Origin of the sequence: Paenibacillus solanacearum (assembly GCF_910593845.1) — a bacterium.
Taxonomy (GTDB): domain Bacteria; phylum Bacillota; class Bacilli; order Paenibacillales; family NBRC-103111; genus Paenibacillus_G; species Paenibacillus_G solanacearum.
This window is the reverse complement of the sequence record NZ_CAJVAS010000001.1, coordinates 279,036-297,194: the sequence shown is the minus strand read 5'-3', so window position 1 is coordinate 297,194 and position 18,159 is coordinate 279,036. Positions and strand designations below refer to the sequence as shown.

General features: G+C 54.8%; 16 protein-coding genes. 3 read left to right on the top strand and 13 right to left on the bottom strand.

Features of this window, described 5'->3' with window-relative positions; genetic code table 11:
* Window positions 1-63 precede the first annotated feature (63 nt).
* Window positions 64-966, bottom strand: coding sequence for a class I SAM-dependent methyltransferase (locus KXG62_RS01230; protein ID WP_218090073.1), 903 nt, complete (start codon window positions 964-966; stop codon window positions 64-66).
* Between the two features lie 657 nt (window positions 967-1,623).
* On the opposite strand from KXG62_RS01230, the gene sigV reads away from it, so the two are divergent.
* Complete coding sequence (sigV, locus tag KXG62_RS01225; RefSeq protein ID WP_218090072.1) at window positions 1,624-2,142, top strand: RNA polymerase sigma factor SigV; 519 nt, start codon at window positions 1,624-1,626, stop codon at window positions 2,140-2,142.
* Window positions 2,132-2,998, top strand: coding sequence for an anti-sigma-V factor RsiV (gene rsiV, locus KXG62_RS01220; protein WP_218090071.1), 867 nt, complete (start codon window positions 2,132-2,134; stop codon window positions 2,996-2,998). The genes sigV and rsiV overlap by 11 nt, the downstream gene beginning before the upstream one ends.
* A gap of 277 nt (window positions 2,999-3,275) precedes the next feature.
* Here the strand turns inward: rsiV and KXG62_RS01215 are convergent, their stop codons facing one another.
* A complete protein-coding gene (locus KXG62_RS01215; protein ID WP_218090297.1) occupies window positions 3,276-4,097 on the bottom strand; it encodes a squalene/phytoene synthase family protein in 822 nt (273 codons plus the stop codon).
* A 217-nt stretch (window positions 4,098-4,314) separates the two neighbouring features.
* Here KXG62_RS01215 and KXG62_RS01210 point away from each other — a divergent pair, with 217 nt between their 5' ends.
* Window positions 4,315-4,938 (top strand): GyrI-like domain-containing protein, encoded by a 624-nt coding sequence (locus KXG62_RS01210; RefSeq protein ID WP_246627244.1) that lies wholly within the window; start codon window positions 4,315-4,317, stop codon window positions 4,936-4,938.
* A 268-nt stretch (window positions 4,939-5,206) separates the two neighbouring features.
* Here KXG62_RS01210 and KXG62_RS01205 read toward each other — a convergent pair whose 3' ends face one another.
* The 11 genes from KXG62_RS01205 to KXG62_RS01155 all read right to left on the bottom strand — a co-directional run bounded on the left by KXG62_RS01205 (window position 5,207) and on the right by KXG62_RS01155 (window position 18,151).
* Window positions 5,207-6,319: a Gfo/Idh/MocA family protein gene (locus KXG62_RS01205; protein ID WP_218090070.1), complete on the bottom strand. Its 1,113-nt coding sequence runs from the start codon at window positions 6,317-6,319 to the stop codon at window positions 5,207-5,209.
* Between the two features lie 365 nt (window positions 6,320-6,684).
* On the bottom strand, window positions 6,685-8,673 hold the full coding sequence (locus KXG62_RS01200) for a heparinase II/III domain-containing protein (protein WP_218090069.1): 1,989 nt from the start codon (window positions 8,671-8,673) through the stop codon (window positions 6,685-6,687).
* A gap of 263 nt (window positions 8,674-8,936) precedes the next feature.
* Window positions 8,937-9,854, bottom strand: coding sequence for an aldo/keto reductase (locus KXG62_RS01195; RefSeq protein WP_218090068.1), 918 nt, complete (start codon window positions 9,852-9,854; stop codon window positions 8,937-8,939).
* Window positions 9,855-10,086: 232 nt separating this feature from the next.
* The gene (locus KXG62_RS33980) at window positions 10,087-10,413 is read right to left on the bottom strand and encodes a VanZ family protein (RefSeq protein WP_246627243.1); all 327 of its coding nucleotides are present in this window, start codon (window positions 10,411-10,413) and stop codon (window positions 10,087-10,089) included.
* A gap of 338 nt (window positions 10,414-10,751) precedes the next feature.
* The gene (locus KXG62_RS01185) at window positions 10,752-11,636 is read right to left on the bottom strand and encodes an ABC transporter permease subunit (RefSeq protein WP_218090067.1); all 885 of its coding nucleotides are present in this window, start codon (window positions 11,634-11,636) and stop codon (window positions 10,752-10,754) included.
* The gene (locus KXG62_RS01180) at window positions 11,633-12,592 is read right to left on the bottom strand and encodes an ABC transporter ATP-binding protein (protein WP_218090066.1); all 960 of its coding nucleotides are present in this window, start codon (window positions 12,590-12,592) and stop codon (window positions 11,633-11,635) included. The genes KXG62_RS01185 and KXG62_RS01180 overlap by 4 nt, the downstream gene beginning before the upstream one ends.
* Window positions 12,589-13,743: a hypothetical protein gene (locus tag KXG62_RS01175; protein WP_218090065.1), complete on the bottom strand. Its 1,155-nt coding sequence runs from the start codon at window positions 13,741-13,743 to the stop codon at window positions 12,589-12,591. The genes KXG62_RS01180 and KXG62_RS01175 overlap by 4 nt, the downstream gene beginning before the upstream one ends.
* A 14-nt stretch (window positions 13,744-13,757) precedes the next feature.
* Window positions 13,758-14,279: a sigma-70 family RNA polymerase sigma factor gene (locus KXG62_RS01170; RefSeq protein WP_218090064.1), complete on the bottom strand. Its 522-nt coding sequence runs from the start codon at window positions 14,277-14,279 to the stop codon at window positions 13,758-13,760.
* 302 nt (window positions 14,280-14,581) lie between these two features.
* Entirely contained in the window at window positions 14,582-15,919 is a 1,338-nt protein-coding gene (locus KXG62_RS01165; protein WP_218090063.1) for an ABC transporter substrate-binding protein, read from the bottom strand.
* Between the two features lie 153 nt (window positions 15,920-16,072).
* The gene (locus KXG62_RS01160) at window positions 16,073-16,954 is read right to left on the bottom strand and encodes a helix-turn-helix domain-containing protein (RefSeq protein ID WP_218090062.1); all 882 of its coding nucleotides are present in this window, start codon (window positions 16,952-16,954) and stop codon (window positions 16,073-16,075) included.
* A gap of 27 nt (window positions 16,955-16,981) precedes the next feature.
* Window positions 16,982-18,151, bottom strand: coding sequence for a glycoside hydrolase family 88 protein (locus KXG62_RS01155; RefSeq protein ID WP_218090061.1), 1,170 nt, complete (start codon window positions 18,149-18,151; stop codon window positions 16,982-16,984).
* Between the last annotated feature and the right edge of the window lie 8 nt (window positions 18,152-18,159).

Genomic DNA, 18,159 nt, shown 5'->3' with positions numbered 1-18,159 from the left:
TTTTGGCAAACCATAGGGAGAGTTTGTGTAAAAGAAAAGGTTCCGCGCCCGCTTCATCGCCGGTCAATCGGTCATGCCCTGCGATGCTCTATCCACCCTGCCGAACGTAATTTTCATATTGCAGGCATAGGTGAAGGACGAATCGGACTGAAACTGCTTGGATAACAGCAATTCATTATCATATTGCTGCTGCGCCTCCTCGAATCGGGCTCCCCGTTCCATCAGCTGTGTAACGAACGTCTCCCTTTCCTGCGCCGGGGCATCGGCGTGTCCGCTATCCCGGAGGCGCTCGTACAAGCCCGATTTGCGGTCTTGGTCCATATTCGAGTGCAGGAACAGCACCTTATCGCTCACTCTGCTTTCAATCTCCTTCACTCCCAGCTCGCTTAAATAAATCGGTACTTTCGCGCCGATATTGCCGTCTTTGCCGCTGCGCTTCGTGTCCTGCTCATACAGCTTTTGAAGAATGCCGAGATGAACAAGCCGCGATTGATCGTACCCGTGCAAATAATAATTCGCCATGTTGCTGATCCAATGGGGCTCGAACGTGATGATCCGGCCTTGTTCGACTACACAGTCGATCATGTTGCGCAGCACCTCAACCGGTTGGGGCATATGCAGCAGGACCGCATGACAAAGCGCAATATCATATTGCCGTTCCAGCCTCACCTCCTGGATATCGGCGCGGATGAACTCGGTCTCGTAGGGCAGCGGCTCAAATAGCGATCTCGCTTCTTCGAGCAGCTTCTCCCCGAGGTCGATCCCCGTGTAGGTCGACCCTTCCGGCAGCAGCGGCAACAGCTTGAGCCCCAGGTAGCCGTATCCGCAGCCGAAATCGACCATCCGGACCGGCGTATCCACGCGCCATACCTTTTCCACCAAAAACTCGATATAATCGTCGTTGTAATATAAATCTCTGGAGCGGCGCAAATAATCGATTCGGGAATCCCAATAATACGTATCCACAGCACACGTCCTTCGCTGGATGATGGCGCAGCCGCACGCCTCGTTAATAAAGGTAAAGGATTTTACCAAATATTTGTAGACTTATGTTTTCCCGTGCGTTATAATACTATTGTAAGGGGCTGGAAACGACCCCCTTGCTTAAATCGTGTCTGAACCCGGAACTCCACATCATTTGTGGTGTTTTTTTATTGCCCTATGCTCCTAACCGCCAGCCAGGCGCTCGTCCTCGAGCCGCTTGGCTTTATTATTTATACACTCCTCATCTGGACGTCCGCCATCGGCAACGCAGTTATCCCCGCTCTCATGTCCCTGCATTTTTTTGGCCGCTGTCCAAACTTTTCACCCCCCCTCGTTCGTCTTGTATATGTCCCGTTTCATTCCAGCCATCACCGCTTCCGGCAATAAGATACTGCATGGGGATGACAGAATCTGGTATCTTTTGCGCAGGGGCAGGTTACCTTATTACCGAACTTTTGGCATCTCTGTGACAATGCGCACGGCGGATCGGCCTGAGCGGATTCCGAGCCTGGCGCTGGCACCGGTTGAACCCGTCTGTGCCGTGCATATTTGCGCCGACAGGATTCATTGAACGCTGGAACGTCTCAAGATGATGCCTCATTTTTGAAGTAAAGCCGTACTGCATAGGAGCGAAACTTCGTGAAATCGTTAGACGAAACATCCGAACTCGTACAATTTATAACGACGAACAAGGAGAACATTTACCGGCTGGCCTACAGCTATGTCAGAAATAAAGACGATGCGCTCGATATCGTACAGGAAGCGATTTACCGCGCGATGAAGACGAAGGCCGCCCTGAAAGATCCGGCGGCGGTGAAGAGCTGGTTTTACCGCATTGTCGTACATGCGGCGCTGGACCTTGTGAGAAAGCGCCAAAGGCTTCAGCCGATGGAGGATGAGAAGCTGCACGCGTTCCTGCGCGACTCCGAGGATGTGTATCCGGACGTCGATATCGAGAAGACGCTGGACGAACTGCCGGAGAAATATCGAAGCGTGGTCGTGCTCCGCTTTTTCGAGGATTTGAAGATCGAGGAAGTCGCCGAAGTGTTGAACATTAACGTAAATACGGTCAAAACAAGGCTGTATCAAGCGCTTCATTTGTTAAGAGCGGGAATCACGAACTTACTTTCCGAGGAGGCCGGTCATCATGGATCATAAACTGGAGGAGCTTAAGATGCAGTATGCGCAAATTCCGATTCCGGAGGAGCTCGACTCCGTTGTCAGCCGTGCATTGAATCAGCAGACGAGACGCCGCGTTCGCGCCAGGTGGATTTCCGCAGCCAGCGCAGCCGTGCTGCTGCTCGTGATCGGCATCAACGTCAGCGCTTCCGCGGCGCAAGCATTCGCCGCCCTTCCCGTCGTCGGCCCGCTGATCAAGGTGCTCACAATCCGGGAATATATCATGAAGGACGATCGTCACCATGCCGACATTCAAGTGCCAGGCATTAGCAACCTGGACAACAAAGGTCTGGAGCTTGGCTTGAATGAAAAATATTTGGCCGAAGGCAAGGCGCTGTACGAGCAATTCGAAAAGGACATGAAGGCGGCGCAGCAAGGTCATTTCGGCGTAGATGCCGGGTACATCGTCAAGACCGACACCGACGAAATATTCGCCATCGCGCGGTACGTCGTCACAAGCGCCGGCTCCTCTTCCGAGGAACGCAAATACGACACGATCGATAAGAAGCATCAAATATTGCTGACGCTCCCCCTGTTGTTCAAGGATGACCGCTACATTGAGGCGATCAGCCGCAATATTACGGAGCAGATGAGACAGCGGATGACCGCCGATCCGGGCAAAACCTACTGGGTCGAAACCAAGGATGGCGGCGTCTCGGCGGAAACGTTCAAGCGCATTCGGCCCGATCATAACTTCTACATTAACGCCGACGGCCAGCTTGTCATTTCGTTCAATAAATACGAAGTCGCACCCGGCTATATGGGCGTTCAAGAATTCATCATCCCGACGGAAGCGATCGCCGACCTGCTGCTCAGCCGCAACTATGTCAAATAAAAGACGCTCCATGAAACCGCGGCAGCGGGACATCAGCCGGGTTCCTGCAATGGCAGGCCATCCGGCTGTTCGCGCATCATCGGGCGAATCCCGGTGCGGGTCCCAGACGGTATGGGCTGCGGCGTCTCCCGTCGCCCCTCTCCGCTGTCAACCGCTGTTCGTTTTCCAGCATGCGCCAGTCCCAGACGCACGCTGCAAACAATGCGAGACAGTCGGTCAGACCCCACGCTTGCACACCAAAAAAGCTGCCGATTCGGCAGCTTTTTTCCTACGTCGCTTATTTGGTCACCCGGCTGACGATGTCAAGCACGTTGGCCCGCGTCAGCTTGATTCCGCCGGCAGCGATGATCTTCACCGTCGCATGAGCGAGGGCAAGCGGAATTTTGCAAAATTCCAGCGCCGGTCCTTTCTTCAGGTCGGCAATATACGCATCAGCCGTCTGCAGATTGCGCCGCGTGTACCGGAGCATCTCTTCCTGCCCCCAGCCGTCCGGGTAATAGTCGACGCCGCGTTCCAGGTCTTCCTTGCGGTTGCGAATGATGTTAACCGCTTGCAACCCTCTGCCGAAGGCCACCGCTTTGGTTAAATCCGATGTCGTGCCGTCATGCCACGCCCACAGCTCCGAGAGCATTTCGCCGACCATCCCGGCCACGCTGTACGTGTACCCGTCCAAATCCTCCTCCGTGTGAATCGCCCAGTCGCGGCGCACCCATTCGGCCATCTGCTCGGACATCATCGCTATGTAGCGGTAGACGGTCGGAGCGATCGATTCCGGGCAGAAGCGCAGCCAATCTTCCAGCTGCAGCGTCACCTGCGGCAATTCCGCTTTGTACGGCAGCAGCAATCTGGAAAGCTCCTCGAGGCGCTGTGCGCGGATCGCTTCGCTGACGCTGTCCAGCAGTTCCGCCTTCGTCCGTCCGGAAAGCTCAGGATGATCCTCGATCTCGTCTATGGCGCGCATACATAAATATGCGGAGGACACAGCTTCTTTCAATCCGGGCTCCAACCGACTAATAGGGATGTAAAAAGTTCGGCTCGTGCTTTTTAGCATGGTCATAGCCGTGTTCAAGATGTTGTTAATGATGTGTGACCCCTCCATTAGTAAGCTTGGCATTCGCCTTCATCAATTCTTATTTTTTTATCATACCATATGTTGTGTGGACTGGCTATTTCTCAGCATTTGCCCTCCCCGTTTTTTTAAGAAAGGCAATATTACTTTATACTAGAGTATTTATATTTGACGCTAAAGAACGTATGTTCTATAATCGGGTTAATGGTAATATTTTCAAGAATCGTACATAAAGGAGTTATTGGATTTGAGTAAAAAGGTAGATTACAAAAAAGATTATAAGCAGCTCTATATGCCAAAAGCGTTTCCCGAAATTGTGGCAGTGCCGAGGATGCCATTTTTTATGATCAGCGGTTCCGGCGACCCTAACGGCGAGGCATTCGCCATGGCAACAGAAGCTTTATACAGTATGAGTTATGCGGTGAGAATGTCTTACAAAAGTGAACATGTCCCCGTCGGTTACTATGAATACACGGTTTTTCCGCTTGAGGGCGAATGGGACTTGATTGACCGGTCAAAGCCGGCAACAGACAAAAGCAATTTGAAATACACGATTATGATACGCCAACCCGATTTTTTAACGGAAGAGCTTTTTGAGCGTTTTTGGGAACAAACAAAAAAGAAAAAACAAAACCCGTCCCTTGAGAACGTTCGGTTCGAGCAGATGGAGGATGGATTAAGCTGTCAAATGCTGCATATCGGAAGCTTTGACGATGAGCCGGAAAGCTTTGCGCGAATGGAATTGTTTTGTACAGAACAGGGGTTTATTCGTTCAAGTAAAATTCATCGGGAAATTTATTTGTCGGATCCTCGTAAGACGGAATCGTCGAAGTTGAAAACAGTGTTAAGATTCCCTGTAATCCAAGCCTGATATTTGGAAGTATCATTCGGCTTATCCATAAACAAACCGATACGATGGGAGTTCGGTTTGCCGCCTTTACATAAGGGTCGGTATCTTCCGAGCGGTCGAAAAAAGCCGTAACGCAAACAAGGCTTCCGTCGCATGCCGGCCGCCTGTTGCTTTACTTGCATTCTGTCCCATCTTCATCGCAATATGACGCCGCTTGCGCGCTATGACGGACCTCGCTGCCGTTTCCCCACAGTACCGGTCTCGACGCCAAGAACATTCCGGGCGCATCCTATATAAAATCGCTGCGGGTATCGAAAATGTCCTGATCGAGCTTGTCCCAAGGCACAAATGTCGTTGTTAGCGTGTACCTCTGGCCGATTTCCGCCGAACGATAGGCGCCGAACATAATCTCATGAACATGCAGTTGCTGCCTTCCCGACTGCACCGGCTGCGTTCCAGTGCGCAGGCAGCGTACAAAATGGCTCATGACGTCCTCGTTCGGAAACGAGGCGATTTTGCCGTGCGGCACGTAGCATTCGGTCAAGCCGCGCCAAGTCACTTGCTCGGCGTCCGGCAGCGCTTGCGTCGGAGAATGAATGACGAGCGGATAACCGCTGTCGTTCATCGCGATTGTCCCGCACCGTCCGTAGATCAGCGTATTGTTCTGCTTGAACGACGTTCCCCACAATGTACGGACGACGGCGTGCTGCCCGCCGGCAAACTGGACGATCAGGGTGACGTTGTCGTCGACGTCGCTTTTGACCCGCTTGCCTCCTCCGACGATCCGGTTCGGTATGAGCGTATTCACTTCGGCCATAACCCCGACCGCGGGACCGAGCAGCGATACGAGGCGGCTTACAGGATAGACCAGACAATCGAGCACCGCGCCGCCGTGGGCGATCGATTTGTTGTAGTACCAGTTATCCCGCCACGGTCCGGGCAAGGAAAGCTGCGACTCGGCGCCGGTAATTTTACCGATATACTGTTCCTGCACGAACTCGGAGGCGGCAAGAAACGTCGGGGACAAGTTGAAGGGCAAGCTCATGAAGATCGCCCCCTTCTTCTCCGCGAGCGCAACCATGCGGCAGCAATCCTCGAACGATGTCGCCATCGGCTTCTCGTTGAGCACGTGCAGCCCTCGTTCCAGTGCGGCCAGCACGGGCTCCGTATGTACGGAATGCGGCGTCGTGACGATGACGGCGTCCAGTTCTTCGCTATCCATCATGACGCCGTAATCGTCGTACCAGCGAGGTACCCCATAGGCTGCCGCTTTGCGTTCCGCGTTCTCCAGCCGCTTCGCACACGTCGCGGCAATGCGGACGCCTTCCAGCTTGGCGACCTGCGCAAAGTATCGGTCGCTGACATGGCCGCATCCGATCATTCCGAGCTTGATCTCTTTCATCTTCATTTCTCCTCGACACATTTGTTATATTGGTTATACAGCGTTCCTTTTCACTCCGGTCTTGTTTTTCCGTAGACTGTACCTATTCGATTTCCGAAGCGACAATTCCTCCTTTTTTATATAATTAAAGTCATTTTATTCCATTTCATGACAATGCCTTTACCGGAACGACACGGATTGACGAACCGGATCGAACCGTACTACGATAAAACCGATACGCCTACGGTTTCGTTCATCATGGAATCGCGAGAGGTCCGCGGCTGAATCATGCGGATGACCCGCAACGGGACAAAGCCGCCGATCCCATGCGTCAAGCCTGACACGGATAACCATGCCGGGCTTGACCGCGGGTCGGCGGCTCTGCGCTACTCCCATGTCACAAGTTCTATCGAACTGTCCGGAAATGTAAGCTGAATCGTCCGATCGTCGGCCAACTCCACGAGAAGGCGCCCTTCCCCTTCGCGGCAAGCGCGGAGAACCGTAATAAACCGGGTGCTTCTCACACTTCGGCGCCGCCTGATGAGTGTGCTGTGCTTGCCGATCGACGGCATGGCCGGAGACGTCGCCAGCATCAGCTCCTCGCTTTCCCCCTGCGGTATAAGACCGTATGCTTCGAAGCGGTCCCCGCTGAATGCGGCGTCGTCCCATGCCCAAGTCCGGCACCAGAACTTGCCGTTCTCCGGATTCCATCGGGCGACAGGCTCCATGTATTCGTATCCGTCAGACGAGCCGATCCGAAATTCAGGATCTCCATCCGCCGCCATATCATCGCTTGGCCGCAGAACAGGCACAGGCAGCCCCTTCGTATGCAGGATCCAATCGACGTCCTGCTCCTGTTCGCAGCTAACTTCAAACACATCGACCAGCAGCTTGTCCGTTAGTACATTCAACCTGCGTAGAACCGCGCCGGCATAAGCCTCGTCCGTTACCGTCTCCAGACGAATCCAGCCGTTGTCCATCCGTTCCGCTTGAACAACGCGCCCCTCTGCTTCCGCTTGCGAGCGCCCGCCGAGCGTTACCGTATTGTGCGCCGCCGTCTGCTTGAAGAACGCTTCATGCATCGCATTGCCGTAGGGCAGCATGCCCGCGTCGCTCAGCCAAGGATGCCCGCCTGCATAATACAGCAGGCTCAGCTTATCCCGATGCCCGTGGTAGCCGCCGTGCATCCCGTAATCGATCATGGCCGTCTGTCGGGACGCCGGCTGTTTCATGAAGATCATGCCTGCCTTTTTCAGCTCGACGAGCGCAGGAGAGCCGGCTTGCTCCTTCCGGCCACCGCTCGCATCGGCGGGACCGAACAGCAGCGCCTCCGCAGAATCGCGTGAAGAAGCCGCAATCACCTCAAGACCTACGCCGAAGAAACCGCTTGCGTATTCATACAGCGGCGCATGGTGGCGCACCTGGACGGTAACGGAATCATGTACAGGGGGCAGCGTGCCGTCGGGGAACATGCACTGGAGCGGCGAGCGGAACATCGACTGAAACCGGCCATGCTCGTGCAGCGTAACCCCCATGAACTGCGCGGCCAGCACCAACTGGACTTGAGCCGTTAACGTGTAAAAGTGATATCCCCACGCGCCCTCATACCAGAAGCCGTCATCCGACAAGCTATGTTCCATCTGAAACCTAAATCCGTTGGCCGGATCTTCAACGGCCTGATCCAATAAGTCTTCCCGTCCGGTCGCCGCAGCGATCCACGCTTTCGCGGCGTTATGGTACGACTGCCAGTTGGAGATGCCCATCGGATTGCCGTCCAGCAGAGGTACCACTCGCAGCAGCAGGTTATGCTCGATGGCCTCGCGCTCTTCCGCCGACAACATGCCGTGCAGCTTCAGAATGCAGTATGCTTGCGCGATCGGCAGCAGCCAGCTGGACTCCGACAGCGTCTGGCACATGACTTTGCCGCCTACCCGGGACGTACCGCCGAACCGGTCGTGTAGTGCGTAATCTTCATAGTGCGCGGCATAAAAGAGCAGCACCCGCTTCGCCCAGGAAGCCGCCCGCTCGTCGCCCGTGATGCCGAACAGCAATGCCATGTGCTTTGCCCCGGTACTGTAATATCCATGCTCGTGGGTGACCGCCACTTCATCCCATGGACTTCCGCTCCAGACGCGGCCGCAGGTCGGGCAGCGGTGATGGTGCCGGTCGATCGGCACGAGCCGGTCGCCCTCGTCGGGACAATTATAATCATGGCTCCAGCCTCCGCCGAGCAGCGGAATATCTATCGGTTGCTTCCAGCGCGCCTCCGCCTGTTCCTTCAGCTTCTGTAAAGCAAGCCTTGCCCACTCTGCCTCATCGCATTTCTGACGGATCTGACGAAAAAAGGCCGGACTGAATAATGGATTATGCAGCATAAAACGCACCTCCGGACATGATCTTGCATGCCTAGGACAGCATGCTCGTATAAGATACAAAGAAACAATTCCCTGCCGCTGCACACGTTTCCTGCACAATCGTTCAAGCGGACCTCAGCAAACTTTCGCAGCTCCCTCCTATACACCTAGGGAGCAGCCTGCACCGCCGGCATCGGACGAGCGGATCGGACGGCGTTCCGAGGCACCGGCTGAAAAAAAGAAAAACTCCCCAAGAAACGGGGAGTACAGATGCAAAGCAGCCGTTACGGAAGCACGTTGCCGGCCGCGCGGTAAATTTCATACCATTCCTGACGCGTCAACGTAATCTCGCTGGCCTTGCAGCAATCGATCAGCCGCTCCAGGCTCGTCGTTCCGGTAACAGGCTGCATGCGAGCGGGATGGCGCAAAATCCATGCGATAGCGATCGTCGTATTGCTTACTTCATATTTTGCCGCGATCTCATCGATCTTCCGGTTCAATTCCGGGAACTTCTCATTGCCGAGGAACACGCCTTCGAAAAATCCGAACTGGAATGGCGACCACGGCTGGATCGTAATGTCGTTAAGCCTGCAGAAGTCGAGCACACTGCCGTCCCGGTTCACAGCGGAATCGTTCAACATATTCACGTTGATGCCGCTGGAGATCATCGTGGCGTTCGTAATGCTCAGCTGCAGCTGGTTGGCAACAAGCGGCTGCTTCACCGATTTTTTCAACAACTGGATCTGCATCGGATTTTGATTGGAAACGCCGAAATGACGCACTTTACCCGAACGTTCCAGCAGATCGAACGCTTCGGCTACCTCTTCCGGCTCCACCAGCGTGTCCGGACGGTGCAGAAGCAATACGTCCAAGTATTCGGTCTTCAGCCGTTTCAGGATGCCGTCCACCGATTCTAAAATATGCGCTTTGGAGAAGTCGAACATTCCTTTGCGTATGCCGCACTTGGATTGCAGAATCATATTCTCGCGAATGCTGCCGTTCATGCCGATGGCTTCCGCGAATATTTCCTCGCAGGTGCCGCCGCCGTAAATATCGGCATGATCGAAGAAGTTGGCTCCTTGTTCCAGCGCCGTCCGTACGAAGCGCTCCGCCTCTTTTTTGTCGAGCGATTTGATTCGCATACAGCCGACCGCGATCACCGGTACGTCCAGTGCGCTGCTGCCCAGCTTGATCGTTCTCATTTCCGTGTCATCCTCCTTCGGGGTTGTCCGGGGTATGTAGTCCTCTGCCATTGTCTCATACTCTCCGATTCGTTTTCAACATAAACCGAACGGACGTCTCCTTCCCCCGCTCCGCCGCCGGAAATGGCGTATAACGCAAAAAAACATTTGATGGTAGCGAAGAACCGCATCAAATGTTTTTCGGTTAGCACAATCGTCAAACCGAATGTGATGACTCCATGAAAAAACATGTTCAGAGACGCAGTCGCACCGCAAACACTAAATATAATAAAGCAGGTAATCCGGCTGCTGATAGTATTGTAATTGCAGTACGTACTCTTTTCTCATTTCGTAATATGAACCATAAAAGCTTATACCCTAAAATACCCACGACTCCACCCAAAAAATTCAAAAGGATGTCATCAATGTCTGCTGCTCCAATGGCTAAAAGTCCCTGGATGATTTCAATCCATAAACTCACCATGAATATAATTAGCATATGAGTTCTGACGCTTTTATCGTTTTTGAATAATGACAAGTAGGTGCCAAGTGGAATAAAGATAACGATATTGCCAACCACATTCGCAAAAGCGAAGTTTTTTTATAGTGGCCGCGTTGCTAAATAGATACTCGTTTATACTATAAAAAGGAATGAGATTGATGGAACGATCTAAAGTCCTTTGGCCATTGAACACATCCAAAAGCGAAACTCTGGATAAGAGCAATAATTTAAATAAAAAAAGGATATAGCAAAAGAAAACTCCGTATATAAAGACGGTTTCAATTCTCTCTCGTTTATTTATAATACTTCCGTTTTCCATGGCTTCCCGCCTATTCCCTGACGTACCGTTTATACATTCGAAACACGTTGACTATACGCCGACCTAGCGTGTAAACCTTTGTACCAGGCTTACTCGGTTACAAATCTTTGCGCTTGAACAGCCAAAAGCCGGCAAGCAGCGCGATGAGCGTATAAATCACGGCATAGAACAGAAACGCATTCGAAGGCACCTGGTTGAATGCGAACGGTCCCAGCGAGCGGTTCAGATCCACGATGCCCTGCAGCTCGGTCAAGTCGAACATCTCGGCCAGCATCCGCCTCTGAATGGCGTCGGCGGGCATGAGCAGCGACATGAGGCCCGCGATGTTCATCAGCGGCTTGAGCACCTCCGGTTCAAGCGGCAAGCTGCCCGCCAGCTTCTCGATCATGCCGCCAAGCCATCCGACGCCGAACAGCATTGTCATGAACACGCCGTTGCCCAGCGCCGAGAAGTAGCATGAGCCGAGCATCGAGATAGAGATGAGGATCGGCACGACGCCGGCGAATAGTAGAAACGACAGCGTCAGGGAGCCGAGATCCGCCGGAATCGTCGCATGAGCTCGCGTAACGGCGAGGATCGAACAGAACAGCAGCAGGGCGTAGCCGATGCCGAGGCTGACGAATCCGATCCACCGTCCCGCGTACCATTGCCAGCGCGGAATCGGGCGGGGCAGCAGCGCCTGGAGCACCCCCTGCTCCGCTTCTCCGGCAACGACGGAGAACGAGCTGAAAATCGACAGAAACGCGACGACGAACGAACCGAAGAAAAAGCCGAGCGTCAATATAATTCCGCCCGTAACATACCGTTCGATCAAATATTCGGCGCTTGCAAGATCAATACGCGTGTTGTCCATGAACCGGTTGCCGAGCGTCGATGCGACAAACCAGAACGCGATCAGGAAAATGACGGTCATCAGCAGCGTAAGCAGCATTACTTTTTTGCGCAGCATCTCTTTCCAGGTCATGCCGATCATCGTGATCATGGCCGTTCCCCCCTGTGGCTTAATCCGGAGACGGCGCTGACGAACCATTCCTCGAGCCGTGTTTTCGCTTTGGCCACTTCATACAGCGTCAGGCCCTGCTCGATCATAAGCGCGTTCAGCCAGCCCGCCTGCTCCTCGTCTTCCAGCTCGGCGGCCAGCCATACCGTATCGCTGCCTTCCGGCACCGGAAGCTCCACTCGCGATACGGGAAGCTGCGTCGCATCCCGAAGCCACTGCAGCAGAAGCGGCGTAAACCCGCCGACACGAAAATGCCAACGGGTTTTCTCCTGAAGCACGTCGCTCACGCTTCCGGTATGCAGTACATGTCCGTTATTGAGCAGCGCCACGCGATCGCATATGACCTCGACGTCCTCCAGCAAATGCGAATTGAGGAACAGCGTCTTGCCTTGCGCCTTCAGTCGCTGCAATATACGCCGGACGTCGCTCCGCCCCAGCGGGTCGAGCGCCGACGACGGCTCGTCCAGGAACACGATCTTCGGGTCGTTCACCAGCGCGCAGGCTAGGCCGAGTCGCTGCTGCATTCCTTTGGAGTAATGCTTCACCCGATCCCGGCCGCGCGCGCCGAGTCCGACCTCCTCCAGCAGCAACGGAATCTGCCGCTTCGCTTCCGCCGGCTGCACGCCGCATAACCGGGCGTGCAGGCGGACCACTTCTTCGCCGGTCAGCCATTCCTGGTACCGGTACAACTCCGGCAAGTAGCCGATGAGCCGTTTGGCCCCGATCGAGCCGATCGGCTCTCCGAATAGTGAAGCCGAGCCGCTAGAGGGCCGAATCAGACCGACGAGCATTTTGACGAACGTACTCTTGCCCGCCCCGTTCGGGCCGAGGAAGCCAAAGGCTTCCCCTTCCTTCACTTGAATCGTAACGGCGCGGCAGCCGCGGCCGTTGCCGTAATCTTTGGTAAGTTCCGAAGCTTCGATCGCCAGAGCCCTCACAGCCCCATCAGCTCCTTGATCTTCTTCAGCACGGCGTCCTTCTCCGTATACATCGTGCCGCCGTTAAAATTAAACAGCTGGCCGTCCTTTACCCACGTTGCGTTGTACCGCGACCAGGACCGATCCTTGGATTGATCGAGCGTCAAGGCGACGTTGACGCCGTTCACGGAGATTGTCTCCGTCTGGCCGGTGGCGATAACCGGGAACGGCGCGCTCCCGCCTGTCAGCATATTGCTCTGCTTCAGCGCTTGCTTCAGGTGCTCCGGCAGCACGGGAAGGTCAAGCACGGCGCTGAGCGCCTCGGATACTGGAATGGACGGGTCGACCGTCACGACCGGTACGCTCTGCTGCGAGAACGATGCGTAGGTTTTCATTTCTCGGCCGCCGAAGTTGTAATTGACGCCTTCGCCGATCTCCAGCGTGACCGGCTTGCCGTCGACCGAGGCGGGAAGCAGCTTCTTCGCTCCGAGCCGCTCCAGCGCTTTGTTCACCTCATCGACATGGAGCGTGAAGGTCAGCTTGTTGGACGGAGATACGTACACCGAAGGCTCCTTGGCATCCTTTATCTCTTGCGGCACGTAGAGCTTGTATCCGAGCGCTTTGGCCGCTTCCTCCGGCGTAAATTGCCCTTGCAAATTGCCGCTCGTCTGCGAGAACGTGCCGAATTGATTGATTTGCTCGCGCGTCTGGCCGTCGGCCGAGATGCGGTTGAACAGATCGCGCAAATCGTTTTCCTGCACGACCGTCACTTCTTGCATGCGGAATTTGTTCAGAATCGCCGCGAGCGCCTCGTTATCGAACGGCGACGCGATCAACGCGGCAAGCACCGCGCAGGCGGCTGCCGCCGATAATTGCTTGCGGCGGCTGCGAAGCCAGCCGAACCGGCGGGACGCCAAAGGCTCGGCATGACCGCGATCTGCAGCCGGGGCTGCCGACGCATCCGGCGCACCGGTCTTGGCAAAATCGGCTGACATCGCCGCAGCAGGCTGTACCGAATGCTCCTCGCCCAGCAGCGGCTCGGCGGAACGGGGGGCTGCATGCTCCTTCGTCCACTTCGTCTGTACAGGCTCTTGGGCAAGCCTGTCCTGTAATCTTTCCCAGGCCGCGTCCGTCCATTGTTTCTCTAGTTCATCCTTTTTATTGGAAGGCATCGCTGTTTCCTCCTTTAATTCATATATTGCTCAGGCTGCGCTTTGGCATATCGCTTCAATCGCGTCGTCGCCCGGTGAAGCAAGGTACCGACAAGCGGCTGGCGCACCTGCAGCTGCTCGGCGATCTCGGCGTAGCTGTAGCCGGAATAGCGCAGCAGCAGTACTTGCCTGTCGCGCTCGGGCAGCTCCTCGAGCAGCTCCCTGACTTCTTCCTGATCGAGCTTGCGCAGCAGTATATCTTCATTGGAAGGCGGAGCCGTCTCCACCGCCATCAGTTGCTCCTGTTTGGCCTGAAGCGCGCGCTGCCGCGACACTTTGGCCAGATGATCATAGGCGATCCGGGTCAGCACCCGGTGCAGCCAAGCGCCGATTACGGCAAGATCGTCGGGAGGATTACGGTACAGCCGCAAAAACACTTCCTGCGACAAATCCTCCGCCGCCGCTTCGTCGCGCACCAAAGCAATCAGTTTTCGCCGTACGGCGGGATAATGCGTATAAAAAATCGTTCGAAATTGATCGGATTCCGGAATGTCCATTCGATTGCCTCCTTTCCGCTGCAGCTATATATAAGACGAGGGCAGGCCCGGTTTTGTATCACTTCAGTGTAAATGAATATTGCAGCAAGCGAAACCCGGTTATTATTGGATGAAGCGGCCGCCAGATTCACCCGGCGGTTTCGGCGGCGACGGCGTTTGTATAAACGGGAACAAGCCCTATCCCGCATCTCGCAGGTTAAGGCTTGTCGGTAACGCCACGGACCGCTCCGTATCATCTGTTCATCGCCTGTACGACCGCCGTTCACTCCGCTCGATCTCGGCAGGCACCGCAGCGGAACGGATCATTTCTTCATGCTTTCGATCTCTTTCGTCGCGCCCTCTTCCGCCATCTTCAATGCCGTATTGACATCGTATTTTCCGCTTAAATGGTCCAGGAACGTATTTTTCAGCCATTTTCTTACGATGTCGTCATATTGGCTCGCCTTATGCGGCTGTCTCGGCGTCGTTTTGAAGATACCGTTTACATTTTTGGTCTTCAGCACCGGGTAGTCGGCACCGAACGATTTCATTAAATCTTCGTCGTTCAATGCGGGAAGCGCCCGGCCCATCTTCACCAAACCGCTTTGGACTTCTTGAGAAGATGTGAGGAATTGAATGACCTTGAACGCTTCGTCGGGATGCTTGCTTGTTTTGGACAAGGCCAGCACTTGCGCGTCGACCTCCGATGATTTCCCCGGAGAATCGCTGAAGCTTGGGAAGGAAACGACATCCCAGTTGAAGCCGAGCTCGTCGTTCATTTGCGCCGCTTTTTGGACCCGGGTTCCGAAGTAAGGCATCATGGCGATATTTTTATCTTTGAAAAAGTCGTCGGAGCCTTTCCATATGTTTTTCGGATCTTTCGGCTCATTGCCGGGCATCGAATTGAATTCTTTGGCGATTTCGAAAACGTTCTTCCAGCCGTCCGTCGTTACTTTCGCTTTCTGGTTTTGCCCGTCCATATAAGAAAGCGACAGCCCTCCGGCGAACACATCGATAATATCCGCAGGCTGCAGCCCTTTGTACGCGATGCCGTCCTGCACCTTCGTCACTTTCGCGGCAAGCGCCTTCACTTGATCCCATGTCATCTGGTCCTTCGGGTATTCGACGGAAAAGCGGTCGAAGATGTCTTTGTTATACAGCATCGCGTAAAAATTCACATACAACGGCAAGGCGTACAATTCGCCTTTGGCCCCGTAGTCGGCGATCGCATCGATCGCTTCCTTGCGATACAGCGACCGGTCGAGCCGGTGCGTCTTCATGAGGTTCGTCAAGTCGGCCGGAGCGTCCAGCTCTTGAAACACCAGCAGCTGCCTCATGCCGGTCATAATGATGTCCGGCATCGTTCCCGCCGTGGCCAGCTCGTTCGGTGACGTCCCTTTGCCGCTTGCGACATATTCCAGCGTAATGTGCGGATACTTTTGCTTGAGCGGTGCGGCAATGTACTTGTCGAAATCCTCCTTCACCAAAGCCCCCGAGTAAGCGTACGCTTGAAGCGTCACGGGCTTCGACTCCTCCGGCTTGCCCGCTGCCGGATCTTTCGATTCCGCACCCGATGAATGGGACGCTGCCCCGCCGCAGGCGGACATGACCATCAATGCACTCGAAACGGTAAGCGCTGTCAAAAACGACTTTTTATTCATCCTTCTTCCCCCTTGCCATCTTATGGTTTATGAACATCAGCTGCATATGAGTCCGGATTCAAGTACGGCGCTCATCGTTAGCTTATCAACATTGGCTTCGATCCTGTAGGGAGATTCTTGCTGACTTTTGTAATTATTATGCTCTGTTGCGGGCTATGAATCGTCCGTCTGATCCGCATGCGCGTCGCGGTATCGTCTCGGCGTTATTTTTTCGTATCGTTTGAACAGCTTCGTAAAATAGCTCTGATCCTGAAAGCCTGTGCTTTCCGCCACATCGCTTATCGGAAGCCGGGTTGTTGACAACAGCTTCTTCGCTTGGGTCAGCCTGAATTTCATCACATATTCCATGACGGTGAAGCCCGTGCTCTTCTTAAACAATCTTGCAAAATGATAAGTGCTCATCCCCGCGATCTCCGCCACCTCATCCAGCCGCAGCGGTTCGTTGTACCGTTCTTCGATATAACGGAGAGAGGCAAAAATTTCGGCGCATACCGAAACGCTGCGCTCCGTCCCCCAAGGCCCCGCTCCTTCCATTTTGTCCAGCACGATTTCGGAGAGCACTTGCGTCATGATGAGAGAGGAACGGACTTCCATAGAGGGCGGCCGATAATTCAGCAGGCTTACCAACTCCATCAGCGATTGGCGAATCTTATGCAGACGATCGGCCGAAACCTCAAATACCGCCATGTCGCCAGCCTCCACAAGTTCGAAGTAATGGGAAGCCGGCACGCCGTCAAAATGGATCCATAGCAGCTCCAGACCTTGGTTCGGCGACGTACAAATTTTATATCCCTTGTGGAGATCAAGGTAAATGAACTGGCCCGGTTGAAGCGGCCATGTCCGGCTATTCGCCTCCAGACGGCCCGCACCGCTCAGCACCAGGCTCAGCTGGTAGCCGTAGAGCTTGGCGTCGTTGCGTTCCAACGCGTACGACGGGCCGCAATTCGTCTGCCCGACGGACAGCGGATACAATAAGAACGTTTTGGCCGTTTCGCTCGGAGCGTGATTGAACTGGATACTACTGGCTAGCTTCAACGTGATCACCATCCCGAAAGGCTTGACTTACCAATAGCGGTCCCAGTCCTTGATGCATCTCACGAGCGCTTCGAAATAAAAATAATCGCCCCACAAACAGCATTCGTCGACGCCGGCCCACAGCGGAAGATTGTACACGCCATGCAGCAGCACCCCGTTACAGCCGGCTTCGTTGACGGATACATAATCGCCGGTCAACGAATGCAGCGTTCGGGAAACGACCTGCTCGAAGAGCGGCCTTTGCTCCGCATGCGCATCCATATGCTTCAGCAGCTCCAGCATGCCGCAGACCGCAATCGCCGACGCGGACGAATCCCGCTGCTCCCGTTCGCCGGTGTAATACAAATCCCAGCAGCAGACATCGTCGGACGGCAGACGGCTGATGTAATACGCCGTCATGGCGGTTGCCGCCTGCAAGCTTTCTTGATGCGAACTACGGCTGTAATGCAGCGCCAGCCCGTATATGCCCCACGCCATGCCGCGCGACCAGCAAGAGCCCGGTGAGAAACCGGCAAGCCGGTTGATCGGCTCGCCGCTATCCTGATGCAGGTCTACCGCATGGTAAATCATTCCGTTCTCGCGCAGGTTCAGCCGAAGCACATGCTCGATATGACGGCGGCATACGTCCACATACCGCTCATCCCCGGTTTCCTCATAAGCCCAGTGCAGCAGCGGAAGATTCATGACCGTATCGATGACGGTCCGATGCCGTCTGCCCGATTGGTGCTGGTAGATCATGCCATTCTTCGTTGTTTTGCTCCTCAGCAGCTCCGCCGCCTGCAGTGCCCACTCGCGGGCTTCCCGGTTGCCGGTCAATTTGAAGGCGGCTACGCATGAAGGGACGTAAACCATCCCCAGCTCATGGCCGTCATTGACGCCGACACCGTTCACTTTCATCCGGAAGCGCTGGCCGTACGATTCGAGCTGCGCTTCGGCCGCGCGCCGGTACTTATCGTCACCGGTCAAATCATAGGCAAGCCATGACATGCCCGTCCAAAATCCATGCGCCCACATGTGGTTTTCTCCGTGGGGATACCGCAGCCGTTCGCTATGGATTCCCGGAAATGTACGGCTATATTGATTCAAGTTATCGTCAAGCTTCTTCAAGACGAAATGAGCCGCCTTTTCGGCGTCGCCGAACGTTACGGATTCCGTGCTCCGCTTCATTCCGCCGGACTGCCGCACCCGGTTGTCCATGTCCAAAC